Origin of the sequence: Caproiciproducens galactitolivorans, assembly GCF_004768785.1 — a bacterium.
Classification (GTDB): Bacteria; Bacillota; Clostridia; order Oscillospirales; family Acutalibacteraceae; genus Caproiciproducens; species Caproiciproducens galactitolivorans.
Genome location: NZ_SRMQ01000012.1, coordinates 1 through 17,818 on the forward strand (window position 1 = coordinate 1; position 17,818 = coordinate 17,818).

Here is a 17,818-nt window from a genome sequence, read left to right on the forward strand (position 1 = left end):
GCAAGACCGTTAAGATAGTCTGCAATGTCTATAAGGCTTGCCTGTTTCCAACCATCAGGCAATGACTGCAATGATAAAAACTCATTTTCAAAGATTGCCTGAGCTTGCTGCTCTAAATTATTGTTTATGACATTATTATGCTCTATCTTGTCGTCAATAGCCTTTAACAATCCACCAATTTTCCTTTGTTCCTCAATAGGCGGTAATTCTACATCTAAATTGCCAACAACATCAGTTTGGACTCGTTGGCGACCTGATGAACCAACCATAGATTTAATTGCCGGATTGCGAACCAAAGGGCTGCAAATCAAATAGTACAAGAAATCAGCATCACTTACGCCGTCAATTGCACGAAAGACAATATACTCGGTTGAACCAAAACCTACTTCGCCATCACTCAAAACTGAAACTTTTGCAATTTTTCCGTTCTCAAGACAAGGAGTAATTCTTGCCATAATCGTGTCGCCGTTTCTGAATTTTGTGCCACCCTTATATTCTTCAAGCACAAATTCTGGAATGTCCCTACAAAAAGGCTGTAACTTATCCATTGGCACTTTTTTTGCCACGACGCCCTTACCGAGACTCTCTCTTGGGTTAATATATGCGATTCCTGATAGCTTTTTCGTAGTCCAATTACACTTCATATCCAATCGCCCCCAGTTTCTTGCGGATTTCGTCCTCCAGTTCGTGAGACTTTGCAAACATCTCCGAAAGCTCAGAAGTAAGGCGTGTCATCTTTTCTTCAAACGGTTCTCCGTCGTCCTCGACTTCTTCAATCCCTACATATCTGCCCGGAGTAAGGATAAAGTCTTGCTTTTCGATTTCTTGCAAATCGGCAACTGCACAGAAGCCTTTTACATCTTCAAGTGTTCCTTCTTGGAAAGCGGTAAATGTATCTGCCAATTTCTGAATATCGTCATCGGTAAAATCTCTGTGCTTGCGGTCAACCATATAACCCATTTTACGAGCGTCGATAAACAAGGTTTTGCCTTTTTGCTTCTTATTTTTTGTGATGAACCAAAGGGTAACAGGAATAGTAACGCTGTAAAAGAGCTGAGTCGGCAGAGCGACGATACCTTCCACAAGGTCAGCCTGAATGATATTCTTTCTGATTTCGCCCTCACCGCTGGACTGAGATGACAACGCTCCGTTTGCAAGCACAAGACCGATTTTTCCGTTAGGGGCTAAGTGGTGTATCATATGCTGAATCCACGCATAGTTGGCGTTGCCGGCAGGCGGTGTTCCGTACTTCCAACGAACATCGTCTTTGAGTTTTTCCTGCCCCCAGTTTGAGAGGTTAAAAGGCGGATTTGCCATAATGAAATCTGCTTTCAGTGTTTTATGTAAGTCGTTGAAAAATGTATCCGCCTGATACGGTCCGAAATCTGCGTCAATGCCACGAATAGCCATATTCATCTTTGCCATTTTCCAAGTATCTGCATTAGACTCCTGACCGTAAACTGCGATTTCTCCACGCTTTCCGCTGTGAGCCTGAATGAACTTTGCACTCTGTACGAACATGCCGCCCGAACCGCAGCAAGGGTCATATACACGGCAGTTTTTGAACGGCTTTAGGATAGCAACGATTGTTTTAACTATACTTGCCGGAGTGTAGAACTCGCCGCCCTTAACGCCTTCATAAGCGGCAAACTGCTGAATACAATACTCATAAGTTCTGCCGAGAAGGTCTTTGCTTTCTTCTGTGTCGCCCATATCCATATTGGTAAACAGGTCAACAACATCACCTAAAACACGCTTGTCCAAATCAGGGCTTGCATAATTTTTTGGTAAAACATTTTTAAGGGTTGTGTTTTCCTTTTCGATGGCTCTCATAGCGTCATCAATAACTGTTCCGATTTCCGGTGTATGAGCGTTCGACGCAATCTTACTCCAACGAGCGTCTTCAGGAACGAAGAAAATATTATCTTCTGCATAAGCATCTCTATCATCCTCAAAGCCGTCGCCTTCGGCAACAAGCTCCTGATAGCGTTTTTCAAAAGCACTTGAAATGTAACGCAGGAAAATAAGACCTACGATAACTTTTCTGTATTCTGCTGCGGGGATATGCCCCCAAAGGACACACGCTGCGTCCCAAATCTGTTTTTCAAAGCCGATATTGGCGTTATTTCCGGTAGCCATAATATAAATCCTTTCTCCATTTATTGTAACGAAAACTTTTCGTTGCAATTATCCATTATCATTTTATCAATAGTAGCGTACCATAAAACGGACTTATCACTTATCTTCGGGTAAAACTTCCATAATATCATCAACAGTACAATTCAAAGCTCTGCATATTTTAGCAAGGGTATCTGTTGTAACGGCTTCATCATTGCCCAGTTTACGCATTGTGTATTTTGTAAGCTCTGCGGTTTCCTGTAAATCTTTCTTTTTCATATCTCTGTCCAGCAAAATATGCCACAGTTTCTTATATGTAACTGCCATTCGTGTCCTTCCTTTCAGTGTGTTTCAACGAGAATATAGTAACTCATTAAAGAGTATAGCACAAAACGCTCCGATTTTCAATATAATTACTGCTATTTCGCACTTTTTCGCTTTAAGGCAATCTCGACACCAACTATTCGTTATATTAAAAAAGAGGTGCGATTGCACCTCAACTACATAGCTTATTCTCTTGAACCATCAGGGAGATAGAAGCAATTACCCTTTCGACCGGCGGCTCCTTGCCGTCCGGGGCAATTTGTTTCCAAAACGCCTGTGCCGTAGGGTCTGTATTTTTCATCGCCGCCCTAATAGCAACTCTCATTTCATTTCTTACTTCCTGTTCGCTTATTCCGTGTGCTTTTGCAACTTCCTTAATTATGTTCTTCAATATACTTCCTCCTATGTCTTGTGGTGATTGTCTATCACTAACAGTTATAGTTATACCACAACCGTTTTGTCGAAGTCCCGCAATACTTGTCGAAAGTATAATTTTTTTCTCATCAAAAAAAGAAAGTCCGCTGATTAAGGCGAACTTTCGTGATTTATGGTGCGATTTGCTTTGAGTGTTTTAATAGGGTATCAATAACCTCATATATCTTGCTTCTATCTTCAGGAGCAAGCTTGGCAAGTTTTTCATTCAGTATGGAGTTTTTGACGGTATATCCCGTTTCCAAAACATCAGTAAGAACCATATCCGACGATACTTCCAAAGCGTTTAGTATCTTAATAAAGGTTTCAAGTGATGGAATTTTCTCTCCACGCTCGACCATACCGATATAATTTGTTGTTAGTCCGGCTTTCTCAGCTAAATCCTCCTGACGGAACTTTTTCATAAGACGATACTTTCTAATATTCTTGCCGATTGTATCAAGCTGCATCACATCACCCCCTTTGGTGTACTTCTATAACTATTAGTATAGATTATGCTGAAAGCGATATACACCAACCTCACGGAAGATAAAACAACTATTAGTGATGATTTTCAAAGAATTTTGTGTTATACTGTCTTATGTCAGGAGTGATTTACAATGGCTTTGGAAACAACAGCTACCTTTATAGGTCATAATGAATGTTTTGGATTATCCGCAGAAAAGCTCAAAAACACAATAAGAGAGCTTATCAAAAAAGGCGTGACAGATTTTCTGAGCGGAGGGCAAGGCGGCTTTGACAGGTTATGCGGTCGCTGCGTCTATGAACTCAAAAAGGAGTTTCCGCACATCAATAACTATCTCGTTATTCCTTATCTCTCTTTCAATGTTTATGATAAAGAGCTTTTCGATTCGATAATATATCCCGACGGATTTGAAAAATACAATTTCAAATCTGCCATTCCCGCAAGAAACAGATATATGGTGGATAATTCCGGATATGCAATCTGTTTCGTGACTCATTCTTGGGGCGGTGCTGCCAAGACCTATGAGAGAGCCAAGAAGAAAAAACTCAAAATAATCAACTTAGGAGTAAAAGAGGATGGGGAAAGAAAGAGTGATATTCAGTAATCGGTTTGACCGACCGACGCTTGAACAAATTGAAGAAGAAATGAAAAAAGAGAATTACGATGATAACGAAAACTTGATGTCAGCAGAAGAATTTCTTGATTTTATGAAGAAAAACATCAGGACTATCCCCAATGAAAGGCGTATAGCTAATAAAGATAAATTTATTTGGGCAGTCCGTGAGTTATCAGAAACCTATGAAATTGACGCAGATTTGATAGAGGACGATGACGGATATACCGCATCTCTCTATATGAACTATGCTTCATATAATGGATATATAAAGAAACTGCTGGGACTTATTTTTATCCTGTCCGACGACTTTTCTATGTTCAAAGCAAAAGATAATAGAGACAGCGATTTGTTGATGTGTTTTACTTATCACACGCACAATGTCTATCTGAAAGATAGAGAAATAACTGATTTTGAATAATGTACTTGATGGCTACTCAAACGAGCAGCCATTATTTTTTTATTGACTTTTTTCAAGTAATAGTGTATTATAACAATGTGAAGTGTGCAGTTCACAATTTTAGGAGTAAAAGAGGTGATTAAAAGTGTCGAGAGTATACACCAGTTACAGTGAGGAAGAATTTGCTCTAATATCTAATGAATGCGAGCAATATGGAATGACCCCCTCTGCATTCCAAAAGTATTGTGTACTATTATACTTAGGACAAAATGCCGAGGAAATTAAAAAGATAGATATAGAAGAAATGAAACAAATTATGAATCAAGAACTTAATAACAAAAAAGTTGGAGACAAATTCATTGTAAGTGCTTTGTTACCACCGGAAAAGTGGTCAAATCTAAATCGAAGTCAAAAAATCACATTAAGCCTATATTTAAAGAACATAATAGAAAACTGTTCTGACAGATTTAGAGTATGTGATATTTTACACAATAATATCAAGCAATATGAAAGATACTAAAGTCAAGCGAAAGAAAAAATGTTATGGATTATTTGAAAACGGCAGATGAAATTGTTGATGTCTATTTTGTCACATATATAGAGTCTTGTGATAAGAATAATAATTCACATTCTACATCTTGGCGAAATAGATATATAGGTCAAGACGGTGTTATCTATATTCTTAAGAATGGAAACAGACAATTCTTTGTTTGGCATCCTGTTGACGATGATTTTAAACCAATTACTTCTTTGGGAATTATTAGTTCCCGTGATGATTATTATATTAAAAAGAACAATCTATTAGTAACAACTCAGAATTCCATTTACAAATTCAGGCTTATCAACAAGGAGGTGAACACTGATGATAAAACTTAACAAAATGGAACAAAATGAATATAACGCTTTTATTGTTGCTGTTGTTCCTTCATTATTACCCGGCACATACCACTTTAGAGACTTTTTCACAAATAGAGTTACATCTGCAAGAATCGGTCGTAAATTCTATGAAGATGTTGTCAATGGTATATATCCGCATATTTCTCTTGTTGGGACAAAGGCTTCAGAAGGTTATATTTGTTCTTGAGTAAATACCTGATTTCTCATAATGTACTTGATGGCTACTCAAACGAGCAGCCATCTTTTTAATATGCCGGAATACCGTATCCGTAGATAACAGAGCTTCCGACAGGGTATGTTTTGGTTCTGCAAGTGTCGCCTGAGTTGCCCTCAACGGTATAGACTGTACCGTTTTCGCATTTCTGAACAATACCGGTGTGGTCTGTCACACCGTCGCCCTCCCAGTCAAAGAAAATGATTGTACCGGGCGAAGGCTCATACGAACCGTCTGCCCACTGTCCTCGGTCTCTGAACCATTGTACACCGTTTACACAGCCGGCATACTTTGGAATAATACCGGCGTCGATATATCCGCACTCGTTAGCACACCAAGAGACGAAGCAGGCACACCATTCTACACGGGAGTCAAATCCGTACCAAGACCAGTAAGGCTGACCGCCTACATTACCCACCTGTGACAAGGCAACCGTTACGATTTGGTCGTCGCTGTATCCGATACCGTAAAGCACCTGAGACCATAGTTGATTGTTTTCGTCCTTTAGCAGCTCGGCAAGATACTCTTTCTGCTCCTGATTAAAGCCGTACATAGCCGCCATTTCATCAACGGTCTTGTGCGATACCGTGATATACAGGAAAGTTTCTGTTACTGTGGTTTCGGTCTGTACGATGTTGCCGTGTCCGTCGTCGCTTTCTTCGATTTCGGTGTGGGTTTTCGATTCCGTTCTGGAAGAAATATCGTTCATCTCCCAAAAAATATCCGACAGTAGCTGCTTCTTGGTTTCATCAACCGTAGCAACCTCCATCGGATTATCGGGGTCGGTATTTACTTTAACGGAATAGACCGCAAGAACTTCTTTCCACACAGCTCGGCTTCCGCTCATTTCAAGCACATCATAGCTTACGGAGTTCTTTTCCTGCTCCAATCGGTCATCATATTCTTGATTGATTTCCTGAACGACTGTCTGCATAGACATTCCCGTGCCGGAATCCTCTCCCGAAAAGAAGATACCAAACACAGAACCGGCAATTAATCCGACAAGACACAGAACAATAATAACCACCACCGCAACCCAACCGCCGGCAGCGATAGCGGCAATAAGACCTTTTACCGCCGCTATGATTGCTTTTACTGCGGCAACGGTGGCTTTGGCTGCGGCTTTAATCGTAGCGGCTGTTGCTTTGGCTGTGGCTTTTGCCGCCTGTGCTGCTTTCTGTGAAGCCTTAACTGTCGCCTGAGCTGTTTTCTGTGCCGCCTTCGCCGCTTGCTGACTTGTTTTTATCGCTGTCTTTGCAGTCTGTTCAGCCGTCTTAACTGATTTCTGTGCGGTTTTGGTTGCTTCTTTTCCGGCAAACTTAATGGTTTTCTTTCCGGAGGAAGTGGCAGACTGCTTTATGGTCTTTTCCGCCTTGTCAACAGTCTTAATCGCAGAGCTTGTGTTATGCGAAGCCTGTTTTCGTAAAGACTGCTCGGCTCGCTGTTGCTTGAAACGCTGAATACCGTCCTTTGCGGTGCGGATATTCTCTTTTGTGGTTTCCACACCTTTTCGTCCCGCCTTATCGAACGCATAAGCACCATCGTGAACCACCTCGTCAATACCGCTTTCCAGCTTATCGGAAGCGTATTCCTCGGCTGAACTGCTGTTGGCATTTACCGACCGCTCCGCTTTTTCTTTTGTTGCGATATACGCCTGCTTCATTCGTTGGGTTGCAACGGCAGCCTTATCTATGGTTCTTATCGTACCCTTTGCATTGTCCTTCGTTTTAATATCAGCCATACAATCCCTCCTTCCTATGCAGGCTGAACCACCTGTTGCGTTATTCGTTAATGAGTTTTGCCACTACAACGAGTCTGCCGTTTGTCCGGGAATACTCACAGGTGGAAAGGGTCAGGAGCTTGTCGCCGTATTCGGCAGTTACGCCGGTATCGTAAAGCGACAGTTCCTTGCACTTCTCAACATAGGCTGTGAAATTCTCGGCGGTTTCCGCATTGACGAACTGATAGTATTTGAAGCTGTCGGGACTGTCCATATAAACTACGGTTTTGAACACGGCAATCACTTCATAGGTCTGTCTGTCGGTCAGCGTATCAAAGGATACTGTTTTGTGCTTTTCCCAAAAGCTCTTGTCCTTGAATTTCATAAGACCGGCGAACATAGAGCCGTCGTTCATATGATGACCGTAGATGATGATATTGTCGCTTGGCAGCTCCATATCGCAGTTTTCCTGAACATAAGGACAGCCGTAGTCGGTGTATGCCTTATCAAAGCCGTGCTTCAGATAGAAGTTCGGGTTGTCCTTTGACTGCATAACGGGATAATTGATTTTTGTGTCCTCAACCTTAATCCAGCCGACCATATCGTTGTTTTGCAGATAAAGCTCCTGATACTCCGGGATAAAGGTCTTTTCTTCGGAGTAGTTCATCGGCTCTTTGGTTTCTTCTGGCTCGGTCTCCACCACCTCAATCAGATTGTCGTACATTTCCGCCTGCTTTGCAGAGTCGTAATAGTGCTTGATAAGAAAACCTGAGCTTACGGCAAATACAATGCTGAAAGCACAGATTATGGCAATATAGATTTTGTTTTTCATAGGTGTTTCCTTTCTCATTTACAGAATAGGGCAAGGGTTATACACCCTCGCCCGGTTTGGTTGTCATCAGCTTATACAGCTTCGTATTCTTCGGGAACTTGTTTGCAAACGGCACAAGCGAACTGCCGACCTTAATCAATCCGTGTCCTGCGTCAACATTCGTGATATACGAAAGCTGGAGGTCGGAAATGTTAAGGAGCTTGGCAAGCTCAATTCTGTCGGTTGACGCCTGATTGAGCATAATCAAAAACTCGCTGTTCGCAAGCATAGTTCTTGCCGTATGGCTCTGCAAAAGGTCGTCCACATTCTGCGTAATACCGGTGGCATAAGCACCGTACTTCCTTACACGCTTCCAAAGAGTAAACAGAAAGTTTGCGGAGTATTCGTGCTGGAACAGGAGATAGATTTCATCAATGAAGATGAAAGTCTGCTTACCCTTAGCACGGTTCTGTGTGATACGGTTCAGGATAGAGTCGAGAACGACAAGCATACCGATAGGCATAAGCTGTTTGCCGAGGTCAAGAATGTCATAGCAGATAAGTCGGTTATCCGTATCAACATTGGTCGGCTTTGCGAAAGTATTCAAAGAACCGTGTGTAAACAGCTCGATAGCAAGGGCGATTTCCTTTGCTTCCGGTTCGTCCTGTTTCAAAAGCTCCGCACGGAAATCCTGCAAGGTAGGAACAGTACCGGTATATCCTCTCTGCTGATAGTCTCGGTAAACGCTCGCCGTGCAACGGTCAATGATAGACTTCTGCTTTGCTCCGAGGTTTGTACCGCCGATAAGCTGTTCACAAAGAGACATAATAAACTCGGATTTCAGGATAACCGGGTTTGCACCGTCGCCGTATTCCTTATTCATATCCATCGCATTGATATGGCTCGGAGAAGTGGCAGAGATATTGATGATTTCACCGCCGAGAGCCTTTACAAGCTGCGAATACTCTCGCTCGGGGTCGATGATAATAACATCTGCGTTGGAGGAAAGAATGATATTTTCAATTTCTCCCTTTGCCGCAAAGGATTTACCTCCGCCGGATACGCCGAGGATAAAGGAGTTACCGTTGAGTAGCTGTCTGCGGTCGGCGATAATCATATTTTTGCTGATGACATTCTGACCGTAGTAAATGCCGTTTTCGTGGTAAATGTCCTGAACCCTGAACGGAATAAAGACCGCAAGGCTTTCTGTGGTAAGGGTTCTGAATGCGTCAATCTTGCGTGTTCCAAAGGGCATAGCCGTATTCAGTCCGTCCATCTGCTGATACTTGAGAACGGCAAACTGGCATAAATGCTTTCTTGCCGTAGTAAGCAGAGCTTCGGTGTCGTTATCAAGCTGTTCTTTGGAGTCCGCAGTATGAACCATAGTGAGTACAGCGAACATCATTCGCTGATCACGAGTGGTAAGGTCATCAAGGAACTCCTTCATTTCCTTTTTCTGCTGTTCCATATCATACGGAACGGTAGCGGAAAAGTTATTGTTCTGATTCTGCTTTCTCTGCCAGTTGGTAATGTTCGTCTCAACCCCAAGCAGTCTGCTCTCTGCTTCTCGCACCGCTTCATCGGTTGGAACGGGTACAATGTCAATAGACATCATCAGGTTGCGGTTCAGGTCGGTAAGCTCGGCTACCATACTGTCCTTGATATAGGAAGCGTACTCACGAAGAAAAAGAACTCTCCCGTAACGGTTTCCCATTTTGAAGTAGTCCTTTTCAAATTCCATTGTATCCGGGCAAACATAATCCTTGAAATCGTGTCCCTTTTTTCTCGTTTCCTTAATATTGAAGTGGTAGGCGGTTTCCTCCCCGACACGGAAGAAATCGTGGACAATTCTCAACCTCTCATCGGTTTCAAGCTCCACACATTTACTTCCGAGTCTTGCAAAGTGAGCAATCAGGTCAGCACCGACACGGGCAAAATAGGTTCTTGCATCCTCCACGCTCTTTTTGTTGATGGAGATAGTAACATACTTATCCTGAACGATGGCATTTGCACCGGTTGCCTTGTCGAGAAGCATTTTGTTATATTCCTCTCGGTAAACATCAAGCTCATCGCCGGTTTCGGGGATAAGAATGGTTTTCTCAAAGTCCAAACGGTTAAGCCGTCTGTTGTTGATAGTCAGCTTTGTAGTAGCTCCGCTGTCAAGAGAGTTGAGAAGCTCGGAATATTCAAGGAACATTGCTTCCTTATCCTCACGGCTCGCTACGGCATAGTTAATATCCGTGAACTTGAAGCTTTTGGAATACTTGTCCTTGCCTACACGGAAAATGCCGTCATCATAAATAGCGGTAATGGGAATACAATCCTGTACGCCCTTTGGTACTACAAACTTTTCTTTGTCCTGCTTTAACAGGTTTGTAAGAGTTTTAATCATTGTTCTTATAAGCCTCCTTCTGTTTTTGTTCGATTGTCGGTTTCATCAATTCGTAATAGGTGTTGGTGGAATGAAAGACCAGCTTTTTCGGCATAAGGAACTCGGACTTTATCCACGCCCATATAAATTTCTCAGCCGTCATTCCGTTGTATTTCACAAAGCCGAGAGCCGCAAAAGGGGCAGCTCCCAAAATGCACACCCACGATACGGTTTCTGTTCCGAGGTACGGTTTTAGGAGGAAGTAAAGTCCTACCGCTACCGCACAGGCGAGGACAGAAAAAATGAACTGTCTGAGCGACAGTCCAAAAAACATTGACTCTGTGTAATTTCGTATCTCTCGGTTAATTTTGACTTCCATCAAAAGCTCCTTTCTCTGCGATATGCTTGTTTTGCGTGACGGATTTCATCAGAGCAGACGCAGGTGTCCGCAAGGCAAATTACATTGCCGTTTTTCTTTCCTCCGTAATACACACAATATTTGCAGTCGCAGTCGGCAGGCGTATAGCCCTGCCATCTATCGTTATTATTCTTGTTTTTCTTCATCAGAGAACCTCCCGTTATAAGCCCATCATTTCACGGATAATTCGGTCGCTCATCTTAACCGCACCGACAAGCACAAGCATATTGAATACCAGTTCTCCGATATATGCCCATACCTGAGTAACGGCTGCTGCGTCAGGGTTCACTACCGGCGGCGTAGAAGCAAATAGGGAGAATATGATACAAGCAAGTACAATTACTGCTCCCTCAAGCAAAACGGCACAGTAGCTCTTTATAAAGCTCTTACCCACATTCTGCGACGGTTCTCCGGCAAAAGTGGAAAGCGGTATCGGAGCGAGAGCCGTGTACATATACAGCTTGAAAAATCGTCCGTACACCGTCATTATCATAATGAACGACAAGACTGTTATAAAAAGTCCGCCGATAAGAGTAACCGCCCACAATGGGATACTTTCAAAAAATCCGCAGCTTTCAATGGTTGTTACCATTTCAGCAGGTAAGGTTGTTTGATTTGGCGTACCGAACCCAGCAGATGTCATAATGGTTGAAATCGTACCTTGTACGATGTCGAACAGGGCAAGCATAAGCTCCAGCCCGTAGGTAATCACACCTTTGGCAATGGCAAAGCGGATAAACAGCTTTAATGCGTGTTCCGGTTTCTTTACATCGGTAAAGCTTCCGCAGGTGCGAACCACACCGACAACAAAAAACAGAACAAGCAGGGCAAGACCGATAGCCTGAACCGCCCCGTTGATATTCACCATTACAGACCAAATACTGCCGCCTTTGAACTGTTGCGGCGAAGTGGTTAAGAGCTGCCATATTTCCGACAGCTTGCTGTTCCAAGTTTCAAGGGCATTTTCGAGGTTCTGAACTACCCAGTTATCGCTCATCTGTTTGCACCTCCTTTAAGATTAGGGGCATACCTGAAATGCCAGGTATGCCCCGTTTGATAACTGTGTTCTATTAACCGGTAATAAGGGTCAGGATTTCCTTTGCAAAGGTAATGATGATACCGCCTGCAAGAGTCAAAAAACCGTTGGCTCTCTGAGACGGGTCGTGAGACTTCAAAGAGAGACCGACCTGAACGATACCGAAGCCAAGCAGGATAAGACCGATGGCACGGATAAGTCCGAAGATGAAATCAGACAGGTTGTTGACCACGGCAATCGGGTCGCTGGCGGCAAAAGCGGTAACGCTCATGCCGCAGACAAGAGTTGCTGCTGCGACTACGCCGCAGTAAGCACGGAAGCCTTTCTGAGCCTTGCCGGTCATAGGCAGCTTCTGAGTGGTTTTCTTTTCGTTGTTCTTCTTAAAAATGTTCATTGTGTTTTCCTCCGTTAATATAAGTTTTTATTTACTTCAAAATCCTCATCGGACAGAAGCTCGTAATTGGTTTCTCCGTAGCTTTCCTCCGGAAGTTCTTCCGGGTCAATAGAAAGAACGGAAATTGATGAGTGCTTGATGGTAACTTCACCGTGCTTATAGGCAGAAGCCTTTCCATCGGTTGTAAGTGCCACATTCGGGTGCTTCAAGATGTCATACTTGAAGTCCATAACGGGGCGTTCTCCACGAATAAACAGAATTGCATATTGGTTATCAAGCATACGAACCTCATCGGGGGTAAGAAGCTCTCGACCGCTAATCTGATAATTGGTGGAGTAGTTGCCGCTTCGCCCGGTACTTTTTCCGAAAGTGTTGGTATCAATGGTTTCCTTGCCGAGAAGCTCGGACACATATTTGTGGGTGCTTTGCTCGTTGCCGCCGAGATATAAAAACTCGTCGCAGTTGCCGACAATACTTTCCCATTGCTTTTCAAACAAGGCTTTTAACTGAGCCAAGTTCTGCAAGATGATACTTACCGATACTCCACGAGAACGCATAACCGACAGTATCTTGTCAAAGTCATCGGGCAGGCTCACATTCGCAAATTCGTCCATCAGGAAATGAACAGGAACGGGAAGCGAGCCTCCGTGAATATGGTCGGCAGCATAGAACAACTGCTGAAAAAGCTGTGTGTAAAGGATAGATACCAAGAAGTTAAAGCTGGAATCGTTGTCCGGTATCAAAGCGAACAGAGCGACCTTTTTCTCTCCGAGCGATGGAAGGTCAAGCTCGTCTGTGGTAGTTAAAGAAGCAAGACTTTCAAGGTTGAACTTTTCCAGTCTTGCCGCAAGGGTTATCTGTATGGACTTTAAGGTTTTCGCCGCACCTGAATGATAGGAACGGTAATACTTCAAAGCAATGTGGTCGGGATTTGACATCTCCAATTCCGCAAACAGTTCATCAAGGGGGGAAGGTCTTGTGTCCTCCTCGTCCTCAATCGCACCGGCTCTGAGCATTTCCATTATCATTGCAAAGTTCTGTTCATCTTCGGGTGCTTCGTAATGAAGATAAAATACAAGTGCAAGCAGAAGCATTGAAGCCGAGGTATCCCAAAAGGGGTCTTGTGATTGACTTCCTTTCGGAGTGGTACTCTTAAAAAGGTTCGTCACGAGCTTTTGAACGTCGTTGTCATTCTGCAAATAGACAAACGGGTTATAGCAATGGCTTTTCTCCATTGAAATCAAATCGAGAACACGGACTTCATAGCCTTTGCTTTCAAGCAGCTTTCCGGTATCTCGGAGAATTTCGCCCTTTGGGTCAAGAATGACAAATGATGTGTTGCACTGCATAAGATTCGGCTTGCAGTAAAACCTTGTCTTACCGGCTCCCGAACCGCCGCACACAAGTGTGTTTAAGTTTCTTCGGTGCTTTTTCGCATTGAGTCCGATACAGACATTTTGTGTCATCAGCTTATTTGCAGAAGCCGGAGACTGTCTGTATTTTTTATTTACGGCTCTTGCGTTGCCCCATTTCGCAGAACCGTGTTCTTCACGCCTTCGGTAATTCTTCTGTGTTGAGAAGTAAATCCCGATACCCATTGCATAGCAGAGAAGCAAAACGAGGACAGTTTTTAGGCTGTCCTCGCATAGCTCTATATGGAATGGGGTGTTGAACGCTGTTAATAGGCTCGGCAGTATTTCCGGCAATCCTCCTTTTACAGAAGGTGCAATCAGAAGTGCCAGCCATACAACCGGGATAATACCGATGACGGAAAGAATAATAACAGACTGCCTTTCGTTATCTCGATTCACAGGAGCGTTCCTTTTCGATAACTCTGAACTTTTTCTTTGGGGCAGTTCCGACCTTGATGATGAGGTCGTCCACCGCATCGGTAGATTTACCCTCGTTCATCAAATCTGTTTTCTCATCGTTGAGAGAACGGATAATAATGCCGTGTTCATAATCGTCCAATGCGATATGATACATTTCTTCCTTCGCCATAGTCTCACCTTATCTTTCGTAGTCTTTGCTTCGTTCCTGCTTCTTCTTGTAAAGCTCATCGGAAACACGGGAGTGAATATCCTCCATTGCGTTTCTCGTTTTGGAAAGCTCATAGCGAATATCCTTCGGCTCTTTGCCGGCGAGCTTTTCGGGGATACGGTTGATAGCAAAATTCTGTGTATCGACGCCGTACTTCTTGCAAAGCATATAGCCGATACATACTGCCTGAAAGCCCATATCCGCTCTGCTGTAACTGTCGCTGTTGATGGAGAGCTGTGCGTGGCCAAGCTCCTGTGCTACGCACTGAGCGACCGCTACGCTGTCTCCCACATCACGCTTAACATACAAGGTCTGTTCCTCGTTGTTGTAAAACGCCGCCATATTGGGATACGGAAGCTCATTTGTTGCTTCCACTTCAACCGGAGAAGAATCCAGCATAACGGTAATGAGTGCTTTCGGGTCACGATTGACAGTCGGTGCAGGCGGTCTTTTGCCGTTGGTTTGAGAAACATCAAAGACCTTTTTCACATTGTAGGAAATGCCGGTTGTACCGTCTCTCTTTGCATACTCGACAGGTTCAAGAATGGAAATGCTTTTCGCACCTTTCTGAATTTTCACATTATCCTTGCTCCAGTCATCAAAGTTTTTGAGCTGGCTTGCTTCGGGAAGCTGCTTAAAAATCAGAAGTGCATTGACCGCAGAGTATCGGTCGAGACGGCTCTGCGTATCAAGGAAGGCTTTGAACTTTTCCGGGTCGGAAACGATAGCCTTTGCGGTGTCGTCCGCCATCTGATATACTGCTTCTTTTTCCGCTTTCATCTTCTCGGCATATTCCTCTTTGGAAAGTCGTTTGCTCTGCTGTCCTGCCTTAGCAGGGGTAAAATTGTTTGTCATTGTGATTACCTCTCTTTCACATTTTTGCTTTTGGGTTTCGGCTGCTGGTGTGCGGTCTGTGCCGGGGCGTTCTTGACCTCCGGCTTTGATACCTCCGGCTCTTTGCGTTCTGCTTCTTTCTGCTGCTTGGACTGTGCCTTATATCGGTCAAGCTTTGCTTTTACCGACGGCTTTCTCTGTCTGTCGCTTACAGTACCCTTATCAGTTTGCATATCTACCGGCTCGGAGTCGTGCCTTGACGGAGGGTTTTTGTCCGTTTTGGCGACTGTGGGGTTTGATTGGGAATACCCCTCTTTCTGAATAGGCTTTCTGACGGCTTCCTCAGTGATGATTTCGTTTTTGGTTTTTGTCGGCTTGTCTTTCTCCAAAGCTTCACGCTTTTCGACAGCCTTCTGAGACTCGGTGACAATCGCAGCCTTATCAACCTTACCGAGTTCAAATCTCTCAACGATTCTCTGAATTTTGGAAGCGTCCTCTGCACGGGCAATAATATCAATCGGTACATTATCGCCCTTTGTGTTTTTATCCCTGAGTACGCAGTATAGAACGCCGTAGCGTTTTGCCTGCTCGGTAAACTTCTTCAAGTCCTTGTTGGGGATAGAAAACACCTTCAGCTCCTTGCCCGACTTAATCATATTGGTAAGTCGAGCCTTGCCTTTTGTTTTCTGTTCCTGTTTGAGAACAGAGACTAAAAGAACGGCAATATTTTTAGCTGCCGCTCCGCTTAATTTTGCGGCTACTTCAAAGCCCTCAAGCGATAGCCTGACGACCTGTTCTGCCGCATCACCTCCGTTTGTCATTACGGTTCTGCTCCTTTCTTTCTTGTTTTTCTTCGTAAACTCTAACCGTTTCAAGGTTGGCTTCAATGACCTTTGACCTTTCGGCTATGTCATCACAAAGACCGACCTCTTTGCGGAGAGTCCACAGCTTGCTCGTGATTGCCGCAACCTGCTCTTTGACATTTGATAGCTCATCGTCACTCAAATTTCTTCTTAACTGTTTTCGCAGGTGCGTTCTATCGTCAGTCAGGGATTTGATTTGCGACAACACGGACTCTTTATATGAGAAAAGCTGCTCGTCGGTAGAAATGTTCTCCCGTCCAAGCAGCCTTGTCTCCTGAGTGATTTTATCGAGCTTCAGCAAATCTTCTTTCAAAAGATAGTGAAGCCTTGCGGTATTCTGTTTTTTGTACTTCGGCAGATAGCCGAGCTTATAGCAGTAATGCAGATACAGTCCATACAGTCCGCCGACCTTTTTGATTTTGTGTTCTCTTGTGGGCATTCGGTACTGCCTGACTCTTACCGTTTCTTTGGCAAAAGGAACGATGAGAACCTTTTGATTTTCCGTCAGCCTACGCTTGATTGCTTCCTCGGTATAATTCTCTCCGAGGGATTTAAGTCGTATCGGCTTCTTGTATCCTTTCGGAACAATCGTCCAATACTTTCGGCTGTCGCTGAGACAATGCTCATAGCCCATCTGCGTGAGAATATAATCAAAGGTCTTTAAGTTGGTGCTGTGTGCAATCGCTTCATCAATGGCGTCACGGGTCATTGAATATCGGCTCGGCATACCTGCTTGCTCATGCTTATGGTAATAAGAGGATTGCTTACTGCGGTTTGGGTTTGGATTGTAATACAGTCCGTACTTTTCACAGAGACGGTCGGCAACCAAACGGAACTTGAACCACGCTTTTTCATCGCCCCATAACCGCTTGCCGTCCACAAAGGAAACGGAGTTGATTACATAGTGGCAGTGCAGGTGCTTCGTGTTCAGATGAGTAGTAACCACCACCTGAAATCTTTTGCCCCACACCTCGTTTGCAAATTCCATTCCGATTTTCTGTGCCAGCTCCGGGGAAATGTCCTGTTCCTTAAAGCTCAGGTATCCGTGATAGGCTTGTATGCCGTCGTCTTTGCCGTATGCTTTTTTCACAGATACAAACTGGTCTCTTGCGGTCGCAGGGTTGCAGTTGATACCCTCAACGAAAAATTCACGCTCGGTTTTTTCTTCGTCCTTTGCGTAGCTGAGAACATCACGGAGAGCCTGATACTGTTCCTCGGTGTAAATATCTGCCGCAGTCTTTTCGGGATTGGCGGCATAGTCGATTACCTGACCGAGCCTTGATGTGACAGACCACAATTTACTTACTGCCATTTCATATCGCTCTTATCGGGTCTTAAAAAAGTACGCTCCACATCAGCCTGAAACTTGTGCCAACGCTCGGCTTCCTTTTTGAGCTGCGGTGCGTCCACAAATCCGAGGGTGTTTGCTTTCGCCGCAAGCTGATTGATGTTGTTGCCGATAGCAGAAAGCTCACGCATAACATCGTAAAATCTTTCGTCGGGCTTTTCTCTCGGCTCATATCCTTTGAGAAGCAAACGGATAAGACCGCCTTCGGAAAGACACGCCCGCTTTGCTTTTTTCTGCAAATCCTGAGCTTCTGCCTTGTTCATCAGAATGTGCTTTTCAATGTTTCTCTTGCTCATTTTTATCGCTGTCCTTTCTGTAAATATAGTGTCTGTCCCGGTTTATCTGAAACAGGCACATTGTTGTTACTCCGAAAAAACCGCCGATGATTAACCCGGCGGCGACCAATACTATCTCCCGCACAGTTTATGCTCCTTTCTTCTTTGGGGTATTAGGGGCAACCCCTAACGAGTGTACCGTTTTGGACATTCCTGTCCATAAATGGTCTGCTCGCTAAGATTA

Annotated in this window: 24 protein-coding genes; 5 read left to right on the forward strand and 19 right to left on the reverse strand. The window is 44.0% G+C overall.

Going from position 1 to position 17,818, the window contains the following annotated elements; genetic code table 11:
* From CAGA_RS10680 to CAGA_RS10700, 5 genes are all read right to left on the reverse strand, one after another.
* Positions 1 to 644: restriction endonuclease subunit S (locus CAGA_RS10680; RefSeq protein ID WP_135660673.1), on the reverse strand; the 644-nt coding region annotated here is incomplete at its 3' end.
* A complete protein-coding gene (locus CAGA_RS10685) occupies positions 634 to 2,139 on the reverse strand; it encodes a type I restriction-modification system subunit M (protein WP_135660676.1) in 1,506 nt (501 codons plus the stop codon). The genes CAGA_RS10680 and CAGA_RS10685, both read right to left, overlap by 11 nt.
* A 96-nt stretch (positions 2,140 to 2,235) precedes the next feature.
* Positions 2,236 to 2,445 carry a helix-turn-helix domain-containing protein gene (locus CAGA_RS10690; RefSeq protein ID WP_066733245.1) on the reverse strand — a complete coding sequence of 70 codons (210 nt, stop codon included), beginning with the start codon at positions 2,443 to 2,445 and terminating at the stop codon, positions 2,236 to 2,238.
* Positions 2,446 to 2,614: 169 nt separating this feature from the next.
* On the reverse strand, positions 2,615 to 2,833 hold the full coding sequence (locus CAGA_RS10695; protein WP_135660678.1) for a hypothetical protein: 219 nt from the start codon (positions 2,831 to 2,833) through the stop codon (positions 2,615 to 2,617).
* A gap of 154 nt (positions 2,834 to 2,987) precedes the next feature.
* Positions 2,988 to 3,323 carry a helix-turn-helix domain-containing protein gene (locus tag CAGA_RS10700; RefSeq protein ID WP_135660680.1) on the reverse strand — a complete coding sequence of 112 codons (336 nt, stop codon included), beginning with the start codon at positions 3,321 to 3,323 and terminating at the stop codon, positions 2,988 to 2,990.
* A gap of 150 nt (positions 3,324 to 3,473) precedes the next feature.
* Here CAGA_RS10700 and CAGA_RS10705 point away from each other — a divergent pair, with 150 nt between their 5' ends.
* The 5 genes from CAGA_RS10705 to CAGA_RS10725 all read left to right on the forward strand — a co-directional run bounded on the left by CAGA_RS10705 (position 3,474) and on the right by CAGA_RS10725 (position 5,437).
* Complete coding sequence (locus tag CAGA_RS10705; protein WP_135660682.1) at positions 3,474 to 3,944, forward strand: SLOG family protein; 471 nt, start codon at positions 3,474 to 3,476, stop codon at positions 3,942 to 3,944.
* A complete protein-coding gene (locus CAGA_RS10710; RefSeq protein ID WP_135660684.1) occupies positions 3,916 to 4,374 on the forward strand; it encodes a hypothetical protein in 459 nt (152 codons plus the stop codon). The genes CAGA_RS10705 and CAGA_RS10710 overlap by 29 nt, the downstream gene beginning before the upstream one ends.
* Before the next feature lie 124 nt (positions 4,375 to 4,498).
* Positions 4,499 to 4,873 (forward strand): hypothetical protein, encoded by a 375-nt coding sequence (locus CAGA_RS10715; protein WP_102364679.1) that lies wholly within the window; start codon positions 4,499 to 4,501, stop codon positions 4,871 to 4,873.
* Positions 4,874 to 4,896: 23 nt separating this feature from the next.
* Positions 4,897 to 5,229 (forward strand): hypothetical protein, encoded by a 333-nt coding sequence (locus CAGA_RS10720; protein WP_015573057.1) that lies wholly within the window; start codon positions 4,897 to 4,899, stop codon positions 5,227 to 5,229.
* The gene (locus CAGA_RS10725) at positions 5,216 to 5,437 is read left to right on the forward strand and encodes a hypothetical protein (protein ID WP_015573058.1); all 222 of its coding nucleotides are present in this window, start codon (positions 5,216 to 5,218) and stop codon (positions 5,435 to 5,437) included. The genes CAGA_RS10720 and CAGA_RS10725 overlap by 14 nt, the downstream gene beginning before the upstream one ends.
* Positions 5,438 to 5,495: 58 nt before the next feature.
* Here the strand turns inward: CAGA_RS10725 and CAGA_RS10730 are convergent, their stop codons facing one another.
* The 14 genes from CAGA_RS10730 to CAGA_RS10795 form a co-directional block, all read right to left on the reverse strand.
* A complete protein-coding gene (locus tag CAGA_RS10730) occupies positions 5,496 to 7,205 on the reverse strand; it encodes a CHAP domain-containing protein (protein WP_135660686.1) in 1,710 nt (569 codons plus the stop codon).
* 40 nt (positions 7,206 to 7,245) lie between these two features.
* Positions 7,246 to 8,016 (reverse strand): class B sortase, encoded by a 771-nt coding sequence (gene srtB, locus CAGA_RS10735; RefSeq protein ID WP_135660688.1) that lies wholly within the window; start codon positions 8,014 to 8,016, stop codon positions 7,246 to 7,248.
* Between the two features lie 37 nt (positions 8,017 to 8,053).
* Positions 8,054 to 10,387: a VirB4-like conjugal transfer ATPase, CD1110 family gene (locus CAGA_RS10740; RefSeq protein WP_135660690.1), complete on the reverse strand. Its 2,334-nt coding sequence runs from the start codon at positions 10,385 to 10,387 to the stop codon at positions 8,054 to 8,056.
* A complete protein-coding gene (locus CAGA_RS10745) occupies positions 10,380 to 10,745 on the reverse strand; it encodes a PrgI family protein (protein WP_015573062.1) in 366 nt (121 codons plus the stop codon). Before CAGA_RS10745 ends, CAGA_RS10740 begins: the two co-directional genes overlap by 8 nt.
* Positions 10,745 to 10,930 (reverse strand): hypothetical protein, encoded by a 186-nt coding sequence (locus tag CAGA_RS10750; RefSeq protein WP_015573063.1) that lies wholly within the window; start codon positions 10,928 to 10,930, stop codon positions 10,745 to 10,747. The genes CAGA_RS10745 and CAGA_RS10750 overlap by 1 nt, the downstream gene beginning before the upstream one ends.
* Positions 10,931 to 10,944: 14 nt before the next feature.
* Positions 10,945 to 11,781: a hypothetical protein gene (locus CAGA_RS10755; protein ID WP_003525214.1), complete on the reverse strand. Its 837-nt coding sequence runs from the start codon at positions 11,779 to 11,781 to the stop codon at positions 10,945 to 10,947.
* 73 nt (positions 11,782 to 11,854) lie between these two features.
* Positions 11,855 to 12,214: a glutamyl-tRNA amidotransferase gene (locus CAGA_RS10760; RefSeq protein WP_029731078.1), complete on the reverse strand. Its 360-nt coding sequence runs from the start codon at positions 12,212 to 12,214 to the stop codon at positions 11,855 to 11,857.
* Between the two features lie 14 nt (positions 12,215 to 12,228).
* Positions 12,229 to 14,025: a VirD4-like conjugal transfer protein, CD1115 family gene (locus CAGA_RS10765; protein ID WP_135660692.1), complete on the reverse strand. Its 1,797-nt coding sequence runs from the start codon at positions 14,023 to 14,025 to the stop codon at positions 12,229 to 12,231.
* Positions 14,012 to 14,215 (reverse strand): hypothetical protein, encoded by a 204-nt coding sequence (locus tag CAGA_RS10770; RefSeq protein ID WP_003525217.1) that lies wholly within the window; start codon positions 14,213 to 14,215, stop codon positions 14,012 to 14,014. Before CAGA_RS10770 ends, CAGA_RS10765 begins: the two co-directional genes overlap by 14 nt.
* A gap of 9 nt (positions 14,216 to 14,224) precedes the next feature.
* The gene (locus CAGA_RS10775) at positions 14,225 to 15,109 is read right to left on the reverse strand and encodes an LtrC-like protein (RefSeq protein ID WP_135660694.1); all 885 of its coding nucleotides are present in this window, start codon (positions 15,107 to 15,109) and stop codon (positions 14,225 to 14,227) included.
* Positions 15,110 to 15,114: 5 nt separating this feature from the next.
* Positions 15,115 to 15,909 (reverse strand): PcfB family protein, encoded by a 795-nt coding sequence (locus tag CAGA_RS10780; protein WP_135660696.1) that lies wholly within the window; start codon positions 15,907 to 15,909, stop codon positions 15,115 to 15,117.
* Positions 15,893 to 17,263, reverse strand: coding sequence for a relaxase/mobilization nuclease domain-containing protein (locus CAGA_RS10785; RefSeq protein WP_135660698.1), 1,371 nt, complete (start codon positions 17,261 to 17,263; stop codon positions 15,893 to 15,895). Before CAGA_RS10785 ends, CAGA_RS10780 begins: the two co-directional genes overlap by 17 nt.
* Positions 17,254 to 17,595, reverse strand: a complete 342-nt coding sequence (locus tag CAGA_RS10790; RefSeq protein WP_015573066.1) for a plasmid mobilization protein — start codon at positions 17,593 to 17,595, stop codon at positions 17,254 to 17,256. The genes CAGA_RS10785 and CAGA_RS10790 overlap by 10 nt, the downstream gene beginning before the upstream one ends.
* Complete coding sequence (locus CAGA_RS10795) at positions 17,576 to 17,719, reverse strand: DUF3789 domain-containing protein (RefSeq protein WP_074017777.1); 144 nt, start codon at positions 17,717 to 17,719, stop codon at positions 17,576 to 17,578. Before CAGA_RS10795 ends, CAGA_RS10790 begins: the two co-directional genes overlap by 20 nt.
* Positions 17,720 to 17,818 lie beyond the last annotated feature (99 nt).

Coding starts and splice junctions, on each gene's coding strand:
- CAGA_RS10685 (WP_135660676.1), bottom strand. CDS start 2,139: ATGGCTACCGGAAATAACGCCAATATCGGCTTTGAAAAACAGATTTGG.
- CAGA_RS10690 (WP_066733245.1), bottom strand. CDS start 2,445: ATGGCAGTTACATATAAGAAACTGTGGCATATTTTGCTGGACAGAGAT.
- CAGA_RS10700 (WP_135660680.1), bottom strand. CDS start 3,323: ATGCAGCTTGATACAATCGGCAAGAATATTAGAAAGTATCGTCTTATG.
- CAGA_RS10705 (WP_135660682.1), top strand. CDS start 3,474: ATGGCTTTGGAAACAACAGCTACCTTTATAGGTCATAATGAATGTTTT.
- CAGA_RS10710 (WP_135660684.1), top strand. CDS start 3,916: ATGGGGAAAGAAAGAGTGATATTCAGTAATCGGTTTGACCGACCGACG.
- CAGA_RS10720 (WP_015573057.1), top strand. CDS start 4,897: ATGGATTATTTGAAAACGGCAGATGAAATTGTTGATGTCTATTTTGTC.
- CAGA_RS10725 (WP_015573058.1), top strand. CDS start 5,216: ATGATAAAACTTAACAAAATGGAACAAAATGAATATAACGCTTTTATT.
- CAGA_RS10730 (WP_135660686.1), bottom strand. CDS start 7,205: ATGGCTGATATTAAAACGAAGGACAATGCAAAGGGTACGATAAGAACC.
- srtB (WP_135660688.1), bottom strand. CDS start 8,016: ATGAAAAACAAAATCTATATTGCCATAATCTGTGCTTTCAGCATTGTA.
- CAGA_RS10740 (WP_135660690.1), bottom strand. CDS start 10,387: ATGATTAAAACTCTTACAAACCTGTTAAAGCAGGACAAAGAAAAGTTT.
- CAGA_RS10745 (WP_015573062.1), bottom strand. CDS start 10,745: ATGGAAGTCAAAATTAACCGAGAGATACGAAATTACACAGAGTCAATG.
- CAGA_RS10750 (WP_015573063.1), bottom strand. CDS start 10,930: ATGAAGAAAAACAAGAATAATAACGATAGATGGCAGGGCTATACGCCT.
- CAGA_RS10755 (WP_003525214.1), bottom strand. CDS start 11,781: ATGAGCGATAACTGGGTAGTTCAGAACCTCGAAAATGCCCTTGAAACT.
- CAGA_RS10760 (WP_029731078.1), bottom strand. CDS start 12,214: ATGAACATTTTTAAGAAGAACAACGAAAAGAAAACCACTCAGAAGCTG.
- CAGA_RS10770 (WP_003525217.1), bottom strand. CDS start 14,215: ATGGCGAAGGAAGAAATGTATCATATCGCATTGGACGATTATGAACAC.
- CAGA_RS10775 (WP_135660694.1), bottom strand. CDS start 15,109: ATGACAAACAATTTTACCCCTGCTAAGGCAGGACAGCAGAGCAAACGA.
- CAGA_RS10780 (WP_135660696.1), bottom strand. CDS start 15,909: ATGACAAACGGAGGTGATGCGGCAGAACAGGTCGTCAGGCTATCGCTT.
- CAGA_RS10785 (WP_135660698.1), bottom strand. CDS start 17,263: ATGGCAGTAAGTAAATTGTGGTCTGTCACATCAAGGCTCGGTCAGGTA.
- CAGA_RS10790 (WP_015573066.1), bottom strand. CDS start 17,595: ATGAGCAAGAGAAACATTGAAAAGCACATTCTGATGAACAAGGCAGAA.